18 protein-coding genes are annotated in these 18344 nt (G+C 65.4%); 13 read left to right on the forward strand and 5 right to left on the reverse strand.

All coding sequences use genetic code 11. From position 1 onward, the window contains the following. Positions 1–32: 32 nt before the first annotated feature. Positions 33–392, reverse strand: coding sequence for a hypothetical protein (locus tag F4827_RS28255; protein ID WP_183729676.1), 360 nt, complete (start codon positions 390–392; stop codon positions 33–35). A 6-nt stretch (positions 393–398) separates the two neighbouring features. On the opposite strand from F4827_RS28255, the gene F4827_RS28260 reads away from it, so the two are divergent. The 5 genes from F4827_RS28260 to F4827_RS28280 all read left to right on the forward strand — a co-directional run bounded on the left by F4827_RS28260 (position 399) and on the right by F4827_RS28280 (position 5818). After that, positions 399–1472: an ABC transporter substrate-binding protein gene (locus F4827_RS28260; protein WP_183729679.1), complete on the forward strand. Its 1074-nt coding sequence runs from the start codon at positions 399–401 to the stop codon at positions 1470–1472. A gap of 129 nt (positions 1473–1601) precedes the next feature. Continuing rightward, entirely contained in the window at positions 1602–2897 is a 1296-nt protein-coding gene (locus tag F4827_RS28265; protein ID WP_183729682.1) for an MFS transporter, read from the forward strand. 26 nt (positions 2898–2923) lie between these two features. Beyond that, positions 2924–3601, forward strand: a complete 678-nt coding sequence (locus tag F4827_RS28270; protein ID WP_183729685.1) for a response regulator transcription factor — start codon at positions 2924–2926, stop codon at positions 3599–3601. A 61-nt stretch (positions 3602–3662) separates the two neighbouring features. Further along, complete coding sequence (locus tag F4827_RS28275) at positions 3663–5039, forward strand: sensor histidine kinase (RefSeq protein ID WP_183729688.1); 1377 nt, start codon at positions 3663–3665, stop codon at positions 5037–5039. Between the two features lie 137 nt (positions 5040–5176). After that, positions 5177–5818, forward strand: coding sequence for a hypothetical protein (locus F4827_RS28280; protein WP_183729693.1), 642 nt, complete (start codon positions 5177–5179; stop codon positions 5816–5818). A 132-nt stretch (positions 5819–5950) separates the two neighbouring features. Here F4827_RS28280 and F4827_RS28285 read toward each other — a convergent pair whose 3' ends face one another. The 4 genes from F4827_RS28285 to F4827_RS28295 all read right to left on the reverse strand — a co-directional run bounded on the left by F4827_RS28285 (position 5951) and on the right by F4827_RS28295 (position 9191). Continuing rightward, entirely contained in the window at positions 5951–6688 is a 738-nt protein-coding gene (locus F4827_RS28285; protein WP_183729696.1) for a response regulator, read from the reverse strand. 96 nt (positions 6689–6784) lie between these two features. Next, positions 6785–6913, reverse strand: a complete 129-nt coding sequence (locus F4827_RS35595) for a hypothetical protein (protein WP_260175446.1) — start codon at positions 6911–6913, stop codon at positions 6785–6787. Continuing rightward, a complete protein-coding gene (locus tag F4827_RS28290; protein ID WP_183729786.1) occupies positions 6910–8076 on the reverse strand; it encodes an MFS transporter in 1167 nt (388 codons plus the stop codon). The genes F4827_RS35595 and F4827_RS28290 overlap by 4 nt, the downstream gene beginning before the upstream one ends. Positions 8077–8279: 203 nt before the next feature. Beyond that, positions 8280–9191, reverse strand: a complete 912-nt coding sequence (locus F4827_RS28295; RefSeq protein WP_183729700.1) for a LysR substrate-binding domain-containing protein — start codon at positions 9189–9191, stop codon at positions 8280–8282. 71 nt (positions 9192–9262) lie between these two features. Here F4827_RS28295 and F4827_RS28300 point away from each other — a divergent pair, with 71 nt between their 5' ends. From F4827_RS28300 to F4827_RS28335, 8 genes are all read left to right on the forward strand, one after another. Then, positions 9263–10270 (forward strand): alpha/beta fold hydrolase, encoded by a 1008-nt coding sequence (locus F4827_RS28300; RefSeq protein WP_183729703.1) that lies wholly within the window; start codon positions 9263–9265, stop codon positions 10268–10270. Further along, on the forward strand, positions 10267–11259 hold the full coding sequence (locus F4827_RS28305) for an alpha/beta fold hydrolase (RefSeq protein WP_183729706.1): 993 nt from the start codon (positions 10267–10269) through the stop codon (positions 11257–11259). The genes F4827_RS28300 and F4827_RS28305 overlap by 4 nt, the downstream gene beginning before the upstream one ends. Before the next feature lie 170 nt (positions 11260–11429). Continuing rightward, positions 11430–11945, forward strand: a complete 516-nt coding sequence (locus F4827_RS28310; protein WP_183729709.1) for a sigma-70 family RNA polymerase sigma factor — start codon at positions 11430–11432, stop codon at positions 11943–11945. Continuing rightward, positions 11942–13039, forward strand: a complete 1098-nt coding sequence (locus F4827_RS28315) for a FecR domain-containing protein (RefSeq protein ID WP_183729712.1) — start codon at positions 11942–11944, stop codon at positions 13037–13039. Before F4827_RS28310 ends, F4827_RS28315 begins: the two co-directional genes overlap by 4 nt. A 167-nt stretch (positions 13040–13206) precedes the next feature. Continuing rightward, positions 13207–15702, forward strand: a complete 2496-nt coding sequence (locus F4827_RS28320; protein ID WP_183729715.1) for a TonB-dependent siderophore receptor — start codon at positions 13207–13209, stop codon at positions 15700–15702. 261 nt (positions 15703–15963) lie between these two features. Beyond that, positions 15964–16353, forward strand: coding sequence for a hypothetical protein (locus F4827_RS28325; protein WP_183729718.1), 390 nt, complete (start codon positions 15964–15966; stop codon positions 16351–16353). 212 nt (positions 16354–16565) lie between these two features. Then, positions 16566–17531 (forward strand): LysR family transcriptional regulator, encoded by a 966-nt coding sequence (locus F4827_RS28330; protein WP_183729721.1) that lies wholly within the window; start codon positions 16566–16568, stop codon positions 17529–17531. A gap of 39 nt (positions 17532–17570) precedes the next feature. Then, entirely contained in the window at positions 17571–18245 is a 675-nt protein-coding gene (locus F4827_RS28335) for a response regulator transcription factor (RefSeq protein WP_167063239.1), read from the forward strand. The last annotated feature ends 99 nt before the right edge of the window (positions 18246–18344 follow it).

Here is an 18344-nt window from a genome sequence, read left to right on the forward strand (position 1 = left end):
GGACTGGGCAATATTGTAAGGGGAGCGGCGGCTCAGTGCGGCGCGCCCGGGATCTTCGGCGTCGTTGGGAATTTCACCCATGCCGCTTCAATCTTGCGATTCGGCATGACGTGAAATTCGATAAAACCATCGTGCGTGTTTTCGAGCGGCGGCACGGGTATGTCGGTTTCGAAGGTGTAGTGCGAGCAAATAGAAAGAAAATTCTTGCGTAGCCCCCTGTCGTCATCCCCCGATACCCTCCGCGCCCTTCCCGCCAGAAGGGTAAATACCGACAAAATCCCTTCACGACAGAAAGCAACCAGAAGGGCAGCCTTTCTTATACTGGCGACCAATCCCAAACTACCGGCGGCCTGCCACGGCCCGCTGGAGCGCCGTCCATCACGAGGAGACACGTTCCCATGCCTTTTCGCGCCCAGCATCCCGGTCGCGCCCTGCTGCTCTGCCTCGCGCTGGTCGCGGCGGCGGCGGGCACCAGCGCACCGGTCCATGCGGCGCAGGCGGCGGCCGCTCCGATCCGGCTGATGATGGGCGGCATGGCCAAGATCGTCTATCTGCCGGCCGTGCTGGCCGCGCGGCTGGGCTATTTCCGCGACGAGGGCCTCGATGTTCAGGTCGTGGGCGGCCCGGCGGGCATCGATACGTCCACGGAACTGATCGCGGGCGCCATCGAAGGCGCGGTCGGGTTTTACGATCACACACTCGATCTGCAAAGCCGCGGCCAGGATGTGCTGTCGGTGGTGGTGTTCCAGCGCGCGCTGGGACTTGCCGAACTGGCCTCCACGCGCTCCGAAGGCGGCCGTGCCATGGCGCGCTCGGGATCGATGCGCGACGCCAAAGGTCGGCGTCTGGGCGTGACGGGCTTCGGCTCCTCCACCTGGGTGGTCACGCGTTATCTGGCGGCGGGTGCGGGCGTCGCGCCGGGCGACTACACAATCGTGCCGCTCGCCTCCGACACGCGCTTCATCGAAGCCCTCCAGCAAGGCAGCATCGACGCGGGCATGGTCGAGGAACCCACGGCCACGCGCCTGCTGTCGAGCGGCGCGACACAGATGGTCGCCGATATGCGCAGCGTGGAAGGTTCGCAGCGCTGGCTGGGCGGCCCGTATGCAGGCGCCTGCCTGTACATGCGCCGCAGCTGGGTGGACGCCCATCCGCATGAAACCGCGCAACTCGCGCGTGCACTGGTGCGTGCGCTGCGTTACCTGAACACGCATTCCGCACAGGCCATCGCCGATGCGCTGCCGCCCGAGCTGACCGGCAGCGACCGCGCCGGCTATGTGCAGGCGCTCGCCGCCGCGCAACCTGCATTCTCGCGCGACGGCCAGATGCCCGAAGGCGCGCCGCAAACCGTGCTGCACGTGCTGATCGCGGCGGGCTCGGGGGTGACGGCGCGGCATGTCGATCTGGCGAAAACCTACACCAATGACTTCGTCGCGTCCGCGCAGTCCGATGCGCTCAAGGGCGCGCCGTAGCGCACGTCCGCGAATTCCAGAGAAAACCCTTTAGCACCGAATGCAGCCACAAGGCGCGCAACCCGGCGGTCTGCCGATTCACGGCGATCCGCTATGGCCCCGCTCGTCTCTCATCAAAGGATGTCCATCATGTCTACTGCCATCAACGCCGTACCGGGCGAATCGAAAGGCCGCACGGTTTTCCGCGCGGTCAGCGGCAATTTCCTCGAAATGTACGACTTCATGGTGTACGGCTATTACGCCGCCGCCATCGGCGCCGCGTACTTTCCGGCCGGCAACGAGTTCGTCTCGCTGATGCTGGCGTTCTCCGTGTTCGGCGCGGGCTTCCTGATGCGCCCGCTCGGCGCGATCGTGCTGGGCGCCTACATGGACCGCCACGGCCGCCGCAAGGGCCTCATCATGTCGCTCACGCTGATGGCGATCGGGACGATGTGCGTGGCCTTCGTGCCCGGCTATACCACCATCGGTCTGCTGGCTCCGGCGCTGGTGCTGGTTGGCCGCCTGCTGCAGGGTTTCTCGGCGGGCGCTGAACTGGGCGGCGTCTCGGTCTATCTCGCCGAAATCGCCACCAAGGGCAACCGCGGCTTCTTCTGCGCGTGGCAGTCGGCCAGCCAGCAGGTGGCGGTGGTGTTCGCCGCGGCGCTGGGCGTGCTGCTCAACAGCGCCGTGCCCGCCCAGCAAATGACCAGCTGGGGCTGGCGCGTGCCGTTCGTGATCGGCTGCCTGATCGTGCCCTTCCTCGTCTATATCCGCCGCACGCTGCGCGAAACCGACGAATTCCAGGCGCGCCGCCATCATCCGAGCCTGCGCGAAATCACCCGCGCGATCGTCGCGAACTACGGCATCGTGCTCGCCGGCATGGGCCTCGTCATCATGACGACGACCTCGTTCTACCTGATCACGGCCTACACGCCCACGTTCGGCAAGGTCGAACTGAAGCTGTCCTCGCTCGACGCGCTGCTGGTGACGGTCTGCGTGGGCGTGTCGAATTTCATCTGGCTGCCGATCGCGGGCGCCGTGTCCGACCGCGTCGGCCGTGCACCCGTGCTGATCGCCTGTACCACGCTGACCGTGTTCACGGCCTATCCGGCGATGCAGTGGCTGGTGGGCGCGCCCTCGTTCGCCACCCTGCTGGTGGTCGAGCTGTGGCTTTCGACGCTCTATGCGTGGTACAACGGTGCGATGGTCGTCGCGCTGACCGAGCTGATGCCGGTGCACGTGCGCACCACGGGCTTCTCCATGGCCTACAGCCTCGCAACCCTCGTGGGCGGTTTCACGCCGGCCATCTCGACGTGGCTGATCCACACGACCGGCGACAAGGCCGCGCCTGGCGCCTGGATGAGCGTCGCCGCTGTGTGCGGCATGGTGGCGACCCTGTTCCTGTACCGCTCGAAAGTGGCGCGCGAACAGTACAAGACGGCCTGATCCGTTCCGCAAATCAGTAAATACGCATGAGACTGCTGCTCGTCGAAGACAACGAACAACTCGCGCACTGGCTGGTGCGCACGCTTAGCGACGACGGCTTCATGCTGGACCACGTCGGCGATGGCGAAGCCGCGGAAGACGCCCTGCGCGCTTCGACCTACGACGTGGTGCTGCTCGATCTGAACCTGCCGCGCATGTCCGGCAAGGCGCTGCTGCGCCGCATGCGTGGCCGTGGCGACGCCACGCCCGTGCTGATCCTCACGGCCACGGGCGCGATCGACGAAAAAGTGGTGTGCCTGGGCGCCGGCGCGGACGACTACATCGTCAAGCCCTTCGACGCGCGCGAGCTGGTAGCCCGCGTCAAGGTGCTGGCGCGCCGCCAGGCGCCCTCGCGCTCGAATCGCCTGCGCTGCGGCAACCTGCTCTACGACATGGACAGCCGCCGCTTCTATGTCGAGGAAGATGCACTCACGCTCACGCCGCGCGAACATGCCGTGCTGGAAACGCTGATCCTGCGCGCGAAAAAGACCGTCTCGAAGGCCACACTCGCCGAATCCGTCTCCGACGCCGATGCGCCCACCAGCGAAGACGCCATCGAAATCTACGTCTCGCGCCTGCGCAAGAAGCTCGAAAAGAGCACGGCGACCATCATCACGCTGCGCGGCCTCGGCTATCTGCTCGAAGATGCCGAAGCGGACGAATAAGCCTCTCTCATTGCCTGGCGGCGAGGCCCGCGCATGAGGTCCGCCGCATGAGGCCAGCCACATGAGGCCCACCAATAGCCTGCGCGTGCGCCTGCTGCTCTGGCTCGTGCTGCCGATGACGCTGTTCATCGCGGCGGCCGGGCTGATTACGCGCGGCAACGCCTGGCGCACGGCCAACCTCCTGCAGGACGACGCGCTGCTCTCTGCGGCGCGCGTCATGGCGGGCGACATCGGCTGGGAAGGCAATGCGCTGAGCGCCTCGATCTCGCCAAGCGCCATCGAGATCCTGCGCACGCCGCATCGCGATCAGGTGTTCTTCCGCGTGCAGGAAATCGGCGGACCGATTATCGCGGGCACTTCGGATTTTCCGCAGCATGTGCCCGAGACTTCGCCGCAGTGGTACGACGCCGAAGTCAACGGCACGCCGATCCGCGCGGTCTCGCTGATCCGTCCGATGTACGACGCGGGCGCGACGCGCCGCGTGATCGTGTCGGTCGGGCGCACGCTGGAGGAACGCGACGCCATGGCGGGTGCGCTCTGGCGGCCGCAGATGTTCTATTTCGCGGGGATCGTTACGGCGGCCGTGATCCTCGTATGCGTCGGGCTGACGCTCGAATTGCGTCCGCTCACGCGTCTCGCGCGCGGGCTGCCGCAGCGCGTGCGCAATTCGCCGAGCATGGCGTCGGTGCGCATCGACGTCGAGCCGCTACGCACCGAACTGCGGCCCATTGTCAGCGCCTTCAATGCCTGTCTTGATCTGATCGAGCGACAGACCGCCATGCAGCGCCGCTTTATCGCCGATGCCGCGCATCAGTTGCGCACGCCGCTCACGCTGCTGGGCACGCAGTTGCAATACGCGCGCCGCCAGCAAGACCCCGAACGCCTGCACGAAACGCTCACGGCGATGCATCAGAGCAATCGCTCGCTGGTGGGGCTCACCAATCAGCTGCTCACGCTCGCGCAGGCCGAATCGGCGGATTACACGCAATTCGAAGGCGTGAGCGTGGATATGCGCGCGGTTGCGACCGGCGTGATCGAGCAGCTTGCGCTGCTGGCGCAACGCCGCCGCGTGGAACTGGTCGCCACGCTCGCACCGCACGCCGAGGTGATCGGCAACGAGCAACTGCTTTCGGTGCTGGTGTTCAATCTCGTCGATAACGCGATCCGCTATTCGCCCGAAGGCGGCACGGTGGCGGTAACGCTCACGGCGGGCGAGCAGCCGCCCGTGCTCAGCGTGAGCGATGAAGGCGCGGGCATCGCCGACGCACTGCGCGACAAGGTGTTCGAGCCGTTCTTCCGCGCCTCGACCTTACCCGGCAGCGGCCTGGGCCTCGCGATCGTGCGGGAAATCGCCCGCGCGCACGGCGCCGAAGTCAGGCTCGAACGCGGGCCGCAAGATCGCGGCACCGTCGCCGTGGTGGAGTTCGCGGCGCGCTGAGGGCTGCGGCTTTCAGCTCTCGCTTTCCCCTTCTTTTCCTCTGCCTTTCCGCCGCTTACCAACGCCCCCAGGACGCGTGCGGACGGCATACGATGGCGCCAGATTTTTCGCGTTCCCATCCTTGCCAGAGGCTTCTCATGACTATCAGCGTGGCCGCCGGTTCGAACGGCGACTCCACTTCGTTCTACGCACACTGGACGTCGAAGCAGAATCCCGACGATACGGCGTCGTCAGGCGACACGCTGACGGCATCCGGTGACGGTTCGTCGGGTCTCGACAGCCATTCCAGCGCCGATCCGCTCGCCCAGGCCGTTGCCGACGCCTTGAATTCGCTCGGCACCGATAGCGACAGCGATGACGGCGCGTACAACGATTTCGGCGACCTCACGGACAACAACGCCACCGCTGCCGACAAGCTCGCCGCGCTCCAGCAGTTTCTCGGCTCGCTGTTTCAGGCTGCCGCGCAGCAAAGCGGCACGGCAAGCGGCAGCGACGTCACGTATAGCGGCGATCTGGCCTCGGCAGTCTCGGGGCTCGCGCAAGCGGCGGCTTCATCGGACAGCGCGAACGGCACAAGCGGCGCAAGCAGCGCAAGCGGCGCAAATAGCGATCTCGCCGCCAGCTACGAGAATCTGCTCGATACGCTGGGTGTGAATCCGGACGACCCGCTCGAAGATCCCGCGATGGATCTCCAGCAATTTCTCGCGACGCTCGCGAGCAATCTGCAGGCGCAAGGCGCCTCGTCAGTGAGCGGTCTGTTTATCGACGTTTCCGCCTGACTGGCGGCCTGCGTCTGAATGGACTCGGGCCGCTGCGGTTCACGCAGAGGCCTTACGATGTCTCGGTGGTACCTGTCGCGCCGGGCGGTTTCGCCGGCGCGCTTTTTTTGGCACCACGCTTGCGGCGTGCATCTAAGCCGATATATCCGCCAGCGCCTGCGGCACCTGCGCCGGATCGGGCACGAACACATAGCCCTTGCCGCGCACCGTATGGATATAGCGCGGCGCAGTCGGGTCTTCTTCGATCACGCGACGCAGCCGCCAGATCGGCACATCCAGACTGCGTTCGCGGAATTCGCGCGCGTCGCGATGCACGATGTCGTGTATCAGCGTGCGCGTGAGCACCTTGTAGGGATGCGTGGCAAAGATCTTGAGCAGGGCGAATTCGCTTTCGCGCAGCGGAATCAAGCGCTGCTCGCGCAAGAGCGTGCGCATCGTGAAGTCGAGTTCGAACGGGCCGAACTGATAGCGCGTGCGCACTTCCGGCGCGCTCGCCGTGGACGGTCCGCGCCGACGCAGGATGTTCTGGATACGGACCAGCAATTCCTGCGGATCGAAGGGCTTGGGCAGATAGTCGTCCGCGCCCAGCGTGAGGCCGCGAATGCGGTCGGTCACGCTGCCGCGCGCGCTCACGAAGATCACGGGAATATCGTCGCCGGTCGCGCGCAGGGCGGCAATGGCTTCGAGACCGTCGGTCAGCGGCATCATAATGTCCAGCACGACGATCGAGGGCCGTTCGCGTTCGAGGCGGCGCAGCAGATGCTTGCCGTCGTGCAGGACCGCCGTATCGAATTGGTGCGAGCGCAGGAAACGGCTCAGCAGATCGCGCACGACGGGATCGTCGTCGACGATAAGGACACAGGGCTTCATGCGCGAATTCTATAGCAGCGTCCGTGCCCGCAAGAGGCCTGCTCCCTTACCCATCCTTTCCCTGCACGCACGACTTTGTTGCGCAAGCGACAATGTTCAGCCGCAAAACGTCAGGCCCGACAACACTGCAAGCAGTGCGGGCGGGGAGAGCCAGCCCGCAAATGCCACGATGCTCGACACGATCAGTAATACGGCAACTGTCGCCGCGATCCAGGCGGCTCTCATGCTGGCTCTACCAGGCCACGATTGACGCGCACGACGCGACGGTCGTCTATCGGCAGATGCAGCAGCCCGGACAGCACGCCCAGCCAGATCGACCCGTACCACAGCCATGTATAGGAATGCGTAGCATCGAACACCACGCTGCCGAGCCACACGCCGAAGAAGCTGCCCAGCTGATGCCCGAAGAACACGAAGCCAAACAGCGTGGCGATATACCGAACGCCGAATACCTGCGCGACGATGCCGTTGGTGAGCGGCACGGTGCCCAGCCACGTGAGCCCCATCACGAAGGCAAACGCGTGGAGGCTAGCGGGCGAGAGCGGCAACGCGATGAACAGCGCCATCGCGGCGGTGCGAACGAAATAAATGCCCGAGAGCAGATATTTGCGTCGCAGGAAGCCGCCCGCGTAGCCGCACAGGAATATGCCAGCCGTGTTGGCCAGCGCGATGATCGCCAGCGCCATGCTCGCCTCGCGCGCGCTCATGCCGCGGTCGAGCAGATACGCGGGCAGATGCGCGCCGATAAACGCCAGTTGGAAACCGCACGCGAAAAAGCCCAGGTTGAGCAGCCAGAAACCGCGCTGCGCGAGCGCTTCCATGACGGCCGCGCGGATCGTGTCGCCCGCATGAGGCTGGGCAGCGTTGGCCTCAGGCTGGTCGCGCAGGCAGACCGCGAGCGGCGCGCTCACCAGCATCACCACCGCCAGCACGCCGATGGCCGAGGCCCATCCCAGCGAGCCGATCATCGCTTGCGCCGCCGGCACCATCCAGAACTGGCCCAGCCCGCCGATGGTGCCCGCCACGCCCAGCGCCCAGCCGCGCTTGTCGGCGGGAAACAGACGCGAGAGCGCGCCATAGACCGCGCCGAACGCCGTCCCCGAAAGCGCAATGCCGATCACCACGCCCACGCCAAAGGTATACACACCCGTCGATGCCGCGTGCGCCATCACCGCGAGGCCAAGCGCATAGAGCAGCGCGCCCGTGAAGATCACGCGCGCCGACCCGAAGCGATCGGCGATCATGCCTGTGAGCGGTTGGGCGAAACCCCACAGCAGGTTCTGCAAGGCGAGCGCCAAGCCGAAGGTTTCACGCGGCCAGCCCCGGTCGAGCGTCACCGGCAGCAGAAACAAGCCCTGCACGTTACGCACGCCGAGCGACGCGCCCATCACGACGCCACCCGCCACCACCAGCAGCCAGCGCTGCCGCCATACGTCTTCCGGTCCCCTCACCGCTGTCTCCTCGATGTCCTCGATGCCTGGCGCAACGCGCGATCGCCCTGCTCGCAGTAGAGCGCGCGCGAGGGACATGGCTCAAGTGAGTTTTTGGCGGGCTTCGCATGCGCGTTATGCATGCGAAAGGCGGATCTGCGTCAGCCCTTGTGCGTCTCGCCCATGATCCAGTCGACGACGGCGCTGACATCGGCGCGTGGCGAAGCGTCCGCCTGAAGAAGCCAGTACGCGTAGCCGGTCGGCGGGCCCGGCTCGCCAATCGCCACGAGCCGCCCGTCCGTCAGCATCGGCCCGACCAGCGCGAGACGGCCGAGTGCGATGCCGCGACCCGCGAGCGCCGCCTGGATCACCTGGTCGTAGCGATTGAAGCGCAGCACGCCGCGCGCGGGCTGGCCTTCGAGCCCGAGCGCGCCCAGATGGTCGGGCCAGCGCAGCATGGGACGGCGCGGGCCGTCGAATTCGAGCAGCACGTGGCGCGCGAGCGTGGCAGCGTCGAGCGTCGCCACACCCAGCGACGGATGCGCCACCGGCATGACGTATTCCTCGTAGAGCCGATGCGCCGTGGCGAACGCGCCGGGCGAGGCGTTCGCGTTCGCGCTCGCGTAGCGCAGGGCGAGATCGATACCCCCGGCGCGCAGGTCGAGCACCTTGTCGGTGGCGGCCACGCGCAGATCGATTTCCGGATGGCGGTCCTGCAACGCGCCCAGACGCGGCAACAGCCACAGCCCCGCCACGCCCAGACTCGCGGTGATCGTCACGGGCTGGCGCACGCGCGGCTGCATGAGCGTATCGACAACGTCCTGCAGTTGCGCGACCGCACCCTCGGCGGCGCGAAACAGGCGCTCGCCTTCGGGCGTGAACGTGATCGAGCGGTAACCGCGATTGAGCAGACGCACGCCCAGTTGCGTTTCCAGCGCATTGACCTGGCGGCTCACGGCGGACTGCGTGAGGCACAGATCCTCGGCGGCGAGCGTGATGCTCATGCGCCGCCCCACCGCGACAAAGCCACGAATGAAATCGAGCGACGGCAGCTTGACGAGCGGAATTGACATGCGTGCACCTCATGCGAGCGATGCACGAAGATTGATTGAGCGCGGCGCACGGGTCAAGTTCAATGGCGGCTATGAACGACAATCCCCAACCCGAACCGCTCACGCTGCACGCCGCCGATGGCTATCCGCTCGGCGGTTTCGTGTGGCGACATCGCACGCGCAGCATCGATGGCGAACCGCGCGCGCTCGCCATCGTCAATGCCGCGACTTCGGTGCGCTGCCGCTACTACTTTCGCTTCGCGGCGTGGCTGCATCGGCATGGCTGGGATGTGCTGGTGTACGACTATCGCGGTATCGGCGAATCCAGGCCCGCGCGGCTGGTGCAACTTGACGCAAGCTGGCTCGACTGGGGCGAGCGCGATTTCGAAGCCGTGCTGCATTACGCGCGCGAGGCGTTTCCCGGCCAGCCAGTCGATGTGGTGGCGCATAGCATCGGCGGCCTTGTAACGGGGCTTGCGCCGTCAGCCGCGACGATCCGGCGGGTGTTCACGGTCGGCGCCCAGTACGCGCACTGGCGAGATTACGCGCCGCGCACCCGCCTGCCGATGCTGCTCAAATGGCACGTTGCCATGCCCTTGCTGACACAGCTGTGCGGCTACTTTCCGGCCGCGCGGCTGGGCTGGATGGAGGATACGCCGCGCGGCGTCGCGCTTTCATGGAGCCGCAGCCGCGCGCGCTTCGAGGACACCTATGTGCGTGCGCCCATCGCCCGTTCGCCCGAGGCACGCGCGGCGCTGGTGCAGCGCCTGGCTGCCTTCACCGCGCCGATCCTCGCCGTGAGCATCACCGACGATCCCTTCGGCACGATTGCCGCCATCGAACGGCTACTCAGCTATTTCACGCATGCGCCGCACACGCATCTGCGTATCGCGCCCGAGCAGATCGGCGTAAAAGCGATTGGGCATTTCGCGTTCTTCCATAGCCGCTTCGAAACGCAACTCTGGCCGCTGGCGCTGCACTGGCTGCGCGCGGGCGCGGCCTCACCCGAATACGTCGCACCCAGAAATAGATCGACCGTTCTTTTTAAGACGAATTCTGCTATCGTGCGTGGGCAGCGACCCACCGAGGAGCCTTCATGAGCGCATCATTCGCCCACCGTTACGCCTACACCAACGGTATCCGCATGCACTACGTCGAGCACGGCGAAGGTCCGCTCGTGCTGCTCTGCCACGGCTGGCCCGAATCCTGGTACTCGTGGCGGCATCAGATCGAGGCGATTGCCGCCGCTGGCTATCGCGTGGTCGCGCCCGACCAGCGCGGCTACGGCGACACGGAAGCGCCGCTCGACACCGCCTCCTACGACATCCTCAACCTCAGCGGCGATCTGGTCGGCCTCGTGCATGCGCTCGGCGAGACGCACGCGATCCTCGCCGGGCACGACTGGGGCTCGATCGTGGCGGCCACCTCGGCACTGCTGCGCCCCGATATGTTCCGGGCGCTGGCCTTGCTGAGCGTGCCGTACCTGCCGCGCTCGCGCGTGCGTCCCGCCGCGTATTTCCAGACCCACACGCTCGAAAAGCACTTCTATCAGGAGTATTTCCAGCAGCCGGGGCGCATCGAGCGCGAACTCGAAGCCGATATCCGCCGCTCGCTGCTGGGCATCTATTACACGGCGGGCGGCGAGAGCCGGCGTCATCCGGAACATCGGCGCAAGGGATTTATCGGCTTCGAAAAGAACGTGCGCTTCATCGATAGCCTCGCATATCCGGACACGCTGCCGGGCTGGCTGTCTGCCGCCGATCTCGACACCTTCGCCGCGCAGTTCGCGACCAGCGGCTTTCGCGGTTCGATCGACTGGTATCGCAATCTCGACCGCAACTGGGCGCTCACGCCCTTCCTCGACGGCGCGCGCATCCAGCAGCCCACGCTGTTCGTGGCGGGCGAACAGGACGGCGTGATCCACATGATGTCGAAGGCCTACGAGCAGTTGCAGGACCACGTACCGCGCCTTACGAAGAAGGTGCTGCTGCCCGAGGCAGGGCACTGGATCCAGCAGGAGCGGCCCGAGGAAGTGAACGCGCTGCTGCTGGACTTTCTGCGCGACGCATCGGTGCGGGACGCACGCTAGATCCAGTGGTACCACGAGGAGGGGGGAAGGGGGACGCCAAGTCCCCCTTGCACCGAAATGGTTGCGCAAACCCTCGCATCAGGATATAAATGCAAATCATTCGTATTCCGTCTGCATAAAAAAGGCCGACTGCACCGGTCAGCGGCGCGGGAAAAAAAGGGGTTTGCTCGATGTCCGCCGTCCTGATCGACGCGCAACAGCAGGTGCACGCGCTCTATCGCGACCATCACGGCTGGCTGCATGGCTGGTTGCGCCGCAAGCTCGGCGACGCCTTCGAAGCCGCCGACCTCGCGCACGACACCTTTCTGCGCATCCTGAGCGCCCACGAGCGCCTGGGCACGCCCGACCTGATCGAGCCGCGCGCCTATCTCGCCACCGTCGCGCGCCGCGTGCTGCTCAATCACTACCGGCGGCTTTCGCTCGAACAGGCCTTTCTCGCCGCGCTCGCGCGGTTGCCGGAACCGCAGGCGCCGTCCCCCGAGGAGCGCCTCGTGATCCTCGAAACGCTCCATGAAGTCGATGCGATGCTCGACAGCCTCGCGCCCAAAGCGCGCATGGCCTTCCTGCTCGCGCAGCTCGAAGGGCTGAGCTACGCCGAGATCGCCGGGCGGCTGCAAGTGAGCGTTCGCACCATCAAGCGCTATATGGCGGACGCGTTCGAAGCCTGCCTGATGATGGCGCTGTGAACGCGCGCCTCGATCACAGCACGAGCCACGCCGCCGACGACGACGACGATCATCGTCCGCTCGAACGGGCCGTCGCACGCGCGGCGGCCGAGTGGCTGGTGCGTCTTGCCGATAACCCCACGCCCGAGGACATCGACGCCTGCACACGCTGGCGCGCAGCGAACCCGGAACATGCCCGGGCATGGCGGCGCGCCGAACGCCTGAACGCGAAGTTCGAGGTGTTGCCCGCGAAGGTCGGCATGTCGGCGCTCGCCCGCGCCGAGCGGGGCAAGTCGCGCGCGGGTATCGGCTCAAGCATCGGCTCAGGCGTTGATCACGCACGCCGCCGCGCCGCGCTCAAGACCCTCAGCCTGCTGCTGGCCGCCGGGCCGACCGGATGGCTCGCGTGGCGCACGACGCCGTGGCGCGTCTGGTGCGCCGACGCGCGCACCGGCACGGGCGAGCGCCGCACCCTGGTGCTTGCCGACGGCACGCACGTGGAGCTGAATACGGTCACCGCGCTCGACGTGGCCTTCGACGCGCGCGAGCGCCGCGTGCGGCTCGACCAGGGCGAAATAATCGTCGATACCGCGCCCGACCCGCAAGCGAGCGCGCGACCCTTCATCGTGCAGACCGACGACGGCCGCATCCGCGCGCTCGGCACCCGCTTCGTGGTGCGTGACGTGCATGGCCTGCGCGGCAACGGCGGCACGCAGGTCGCGGTTTTCCACGGCGCGGTGGAAGTCACGCCCGCCGACGCGCCGCATCTCGCGCGCATCGTCGGCGCAGGGCAGCAAACGCGCTTCACCGCCGACAGCATCGGGCCGATCACAGGCACCGATCCGCACGGCGCGGACTGGACGCGCGGCGTGCTGTTCGCGCAGCGCGTACGTCTGGCCGATTTTCTCGCCGAATTGAGCCGCTATCGCGCCGGCCTCGTGCGCTGCGATCCGGCGATTGCGGATCTGCACATCTCCGGCGCCTTCCAGCTCGCCGATACCGACAACATCCTCGCCGCCCTGCCCGAGACGCTGCCCGTTCAGGTGATCTGGCGCACGCGCTACTGGGTAACGGTCGTGCCGGGTCCTCAGGCTCCGCAGACCGGCGCGGCCTGACGTTTGTCTCTTTTCGGCGCGATTCAAAAAAATTTGCGCGCCCGTGTCCCCTTTCCTGATTTCGCGTGTCAAGCACGTATCTGGACGCAATAACTGCGCGCATCAACTGCGCGCGTCAACTGCACGCACCAGCCGATTCAACACACACCGCCTGATCAGGAGTATCCATGTCCGCACGCCGGCCCCGCCGCGCCGTTCAGCTCGTTGCGCGCTCCGCCGCCCGCCCGCGCTTTCCTCTCGTCGCCACTCGCAGCGCTGCCATCGCGCTCGCGCTGCGCGCCATTCCGGCCAGCCTCGCGCCAGGCGGCCTGTGCGCAGCACCGGCGGCGCTCGCCGTACAACCGGCCAGCGCCTCCGCCAGCAAGTCCTATGACGTGCCCGCAGGACCGCTCGGTACCGCGCTCTCTGACTTCGCGATGCAAGCCGGCGTGACCGTGCAACTCGATGCGCGTCTCGTCGATGGACTGTCGAGCCCCGGCCTGCACGGCAGTTATTCGGTCGCCGATGGCTTCGGCAAGCTGCTCGCGGGCACGAAGCTGGAAATCGCGCGGAGCAGCACTGGCGTGTGGCTCGTGCGCACGCGCGCCGCTTCAGTCGATACGCCCGCCGCCGCCGACACCACGCTGCCCGCCGTGACGGTCGCCGCGCAGAACGACAGCCCCTACGGCCCGACCGAAGGCGTGGTCGCCAAATGGTCGTCGACGGCGACCAAGACCGGCACGCCCATCGTCGAAGCGCAGCAGTCGATCTCGGTCGTCACGCGCGACCAGATGACCCAACAGAACGCGCAGACGCTCAACGCGGCGGTGCGCTACGAAGCGGGCGTGCAGACCGAAACGCGCGGCGGCGTCGCCACGCGCTACGACATGCTCAACATCCGCGGCTTCAGCGCCGATACGTACTGGAACGGCCTCAAGCAGATCGGCAGCGGCATGTACGCGACGCCGCAGGTCGATCCCTATCTGATGGACCGCATCGAAGTGCTGCGCGGCCCGGTGTCCGTGCTCTACGGCCAGGCGAACGCGGGCGGTCTGATCAATCAGGAAAGCAAGCTGCCGACGGTGCAGCCGTATCACGAAGTCGGCATCGAGTTCGGCAACGATCGCCATCAACAGGCGACGATGGACTTCTCCGGCCCGATCGCCGGCGACCAGCACTATCTGTATCGATTCACGGCGATCGGACGCCAGGAAGACGGTCAGGTCAACAGCACGCGCAACGAGCGCGTGGCGGTGGCGCCCTCCTTCACCTGGCGCCCCGACGACAAGACCTCGCTCACGCTCTACGCGCTCTATCAGCGCGATCCGGCCAGCACGTCCTATGGCAGCGTGCCCGCAACCGGCACGGTGCTGCACGATCCGCTCGGCACGATCGGGCGCAGCTTCTATGACGGCGAAGCCAGCTTCGAGCGCTTCAGCCGCACCCAGGAAGCCGTGGGTTATCAGTTCGAGCACGCCGTGAGCGATACGTGGAAGGTGCGTTCGAATGCGCGCTACTATCACATCGGCCAGGACTACCAGAGCGTCTACGGCACCACGCTCGAAGACGATTACCGCACGCTCGACCGTGCGACGGCCGTGTCGTACGAGCAGGTGAATTCGTTCGCCATCGACAACCAGGTGGAAGGCAACTTCTCCACCGGCCCGGTCGATCATACGGTGCTGGCCGGTTTCGACTACCAGCACATGGGCACCCACTACGCGACCGGCTTCGGCAGCGCGCCCTCGATCGACGTGTTCGATCCCGTGTACGGCGCGGCCATCGACTCTCCCCCGCTGACGAAAACCCGCTCGAGCAGCAATCAGTACGGCGTCTATGCGCAGGATCAGTTGCGCTACAAGAACGTGCTGGCGACCGTGGGCGTGCGTCAGGACTGGGCCAATACGGTCACGAGCGATCTCACCGACAACACGCGTCAGTGGCAAAACGATCACGCGCTCACGTGGCGTGGCGGCATCAGCTATATGTTCGATAACGGCATCGTGCCGTATTTCAGCTATTCGGAGTCCTTCGCACCGCAGTCGGGCACGGACATCACCGGCAAGGCCTTCGATCCCGAGCGCGGCCGTCAGTACGAACTGGGCGTCAAGTATCAGCCGAAGCAGTACAACGCGCTCTTCACGGCCGCGATCTTCGATCTGACGCGCAAGAACCTGCTCACCACGGACCTGAACAATCCCAACTATCAGACGCAGGCAGGCGAGGCGCGATCGCGCGGTCTGGAACTGGAAGCGAAGGTGAGCCTCACGCATTCACTCGACGTTTCCGCGAGCTACACCTATCTGAACACGGTCTACACGAAGGACAACAGCGGCCTGCAGGGCAAGCGGCTGGCCACCATTCCGTCGAATCAGGCGTCGTTGTGGGCGTACTACACGATTCATGGCGGCCCGCTGGCCGGTTTGTCGTTTGGCGGCGGCGGACGCTATACCGGCGCGACCTATAGCACCGACAACAGCTTCGAAGTGCGCAGCTACTTCCTGCTGGACGCGGCGCTGCGTTACGACCTGGGTTACGCGATTCCGCGCCTGAAGGGATCGGAGGTTTATATCAACGCGCAGAATCTGTTGAACAAGACTTATGTGGCATCGTGTTTCATCGGCACCTATTGTGCATATGGTTACGGTCGTCAGGTATTTGCAGGGCTGAAATACCACTGGTAATGACGCCGGTAACGGCAATAGTCCATTGCGGATTATTTTCATGTTCGCGCGCCATATGACACGGCTGTCATTTAGCGCGCGATCTTCATAGTGCGTATCGCCTCCAGCCTGCGCCATACCCCCTTCTACACAGGCGTAAATCTCCCCACCTCTCGCCGTTTTCTAAATTAGTTTTCATCTTGAGTGAGCGGCAACTTAAAAAACCAATGCCGGGCCGGAGCCGATAATTCCTTCCAGTTTCTGGACTGCGAGGAATGCACCATGCAAAAGCCGATGTCGGTCGAACTCATCAATGAATATGGCGAGCACGCGGTCAGCGTGAAAATCGACGGCCATGCCGCGCTGCTCGATACGGCCGAGGTGGACGGCCTCATCGAAGAGTTGAGCAAGCTGCGCGCACAGATGCGCCCAGCCGTGCCGGAGCAGCCTTTGCGCTCGCATCAGTACGTGCTCGAAATCGATCCCTGCTGGTACACCGAGCGCAATCCGCTATTTGACGGCGCGGTGGTGTTTCTGCGTCATACGGGCCTCGGCTGGGCCGGCTTTGCCATTCCCACCGAAAGCATGCAACGCCTGAAAGATGCCCTGAGTGCGCACGAAGCGGCCGCACAGCGCGAGGCGCGCATTCCCATGCACGCGCTGCCGAATTAGGCATTGCGCGCGGCGTGGTGGAATAAGCCACCGCACCAACCGTTCAACTCCTGAATTCAGACCCGCGCGCAGCGCGAGCGGGCAAGCGCCGTCATGTGTGATCCCTCAGGCGTGCGTGGCGCCCGCTCGTCATTTTTTATCGTCCCTTTCATTCAGGGCTATGCTGCGCGCCGCCCTGAGCCTTCTCGCCTTCGCCGGCACGGACTCGCCACATGAACCAGCTACAAGCCATGCGCGTTTTCACGCGTGTTGTCGATCTGAGCAGCTTCAGCCTTGCGGGCAAGCAACTCGGCATGTCCGCCGCAGCCGTTACGCGCAGCGTCGGCATGCTCGAAGCACACCTGAACATGCGCCTGCTTAATCGCTCCACGCGCAGCCTCTCGCTCACCGAAGCGGGCCGCCTCTATCTGGACGGCTGCCGCGCCGTGATCGACAAGCTCGATGAAGTGGAGTCCGAACTGGTGCGCGCCACGCGCGACCCGAGCGGCGTGCTGCGCATCGCCGCGCCATCGGTGTTCGCAAGCGGCGCGCTCAGCGCGCTGCTGGGCGCGTATCGCGGCTTGAATCCGCGCGTGGATTTCGACGTGACCGCTTACGACACGCATATCGACATGATCGAAGGCGGCTATGACGTGTGCTTCGCCACCGAGCGCCAGCAGGTCAATGCCTCGCTGGTCAGCCGCAAGCTCACGTCGGTCAAGGAACTGGTGGTGGCCACGCCCGCCTACCTCTCGCGCAAGGGCATGCCGCGCTCGCCCGCCGATCTCGCGCAGCACGATCTGCTTGCGGTGTCGGATGCGCCGCGCAGCTGGGAATTCGCCAACGCCGAAGGCGTGCAGCGCGTGAGCGTGAACGGCCCGCTCACGGCGAGCGGGTATGCGACGGTACGCGCGGCCGCGCTCGCCGATATGGGCGTGGCGCTGTTGCCGCTGCCGCTCGTCACCGACGATATAGCGCGCGGCGTGCTGCTGCCCGTACTCAACGCGTATGACGTGAACGGCGGCATGCAACACGTTTCGATCGTCTATTCGGGCCGCAATTACCTCACGATGAAAGTGCGCAGCTTCATCGACTTCGCGGTGGAGCAGTTCCGTTCGCAACCATCGCCTGTGCACCACGTCCCCGCAGCGCATGCGGTTGCGCACACGCTGCGTGCGGTCGCGCAATTTGCCGCTTGATCGACACCTGCTCGACATCTGATCGACACCTGGAAAGCCATGCCCAGAATATTGACCATCGAAGACGACGCCGTCACGGAACAAAGCGTCGTCCCCACACTCGCGCAGACCGGCTTCACCGTCGATGTCGCGCGTTCCGGCCGCGAAGGCATCGCCATGGTGATGGCTGGCGACTACGACGTCGTGGCGCTCGAACGCCGCCTGCCGGATCTCGACGGCCTCACCATCGTCACCACGATGCGCGGCGTGGGCATCGAAACGCCCGTGATCGTCATGAGCTCCACCACCGGTGTGGAGGAACGCATCCAGGGCCTGCGCGCCGGTTGCGACGATTACCTCACGCGGCCCTTTTCGATCGATGAAATGTCCGCGCGCGTGGAAGCGCTGGTGCGCCGTCGCACGCGTCCTGTCGCCGCGGAAACCGTGCTGCGTGTGGGTCCGATCGAACTCGATCTGGTCAAACGCAAGCTCACCTGTCGCGACAAACTCCTGCGCCTGCGTCCCACCGAATTACGCGTGCTGGAATTCATGATGCGTCACGCGGGCCAGGTGCTCACGCGCACGATGATTTTCGAAGGCGTCTGGGGCGGCCGTTTCGATCCGGGCACCAACCTGGTGGACGTGCATGTGGGACGCCTGCGCAATCGCGTCGATACGCCCGGAGAGCCTTCGTTGATACGCACGATACGCGGCTCGGGCTATCTGCTCGGTTGAATCAATATCTGCAATAACCAATAAATTTTTCAATTGAGCGTTTCGTTGTCCTTTTTGTTAAAAAAACCGGCCATTAAATAAAACTTCTTTCATCTGTCT

The organism is Paraburkholderia bannensis, from assembly GCF_014200455.1.
Taxonomy (GTDB): Bacteria; Pseudomonadota; Gammaproteobacteria; order Burkholderiales; family Burkholderiaceae; genus Paraburkholderia; species Paraburkholderia bannensis_A.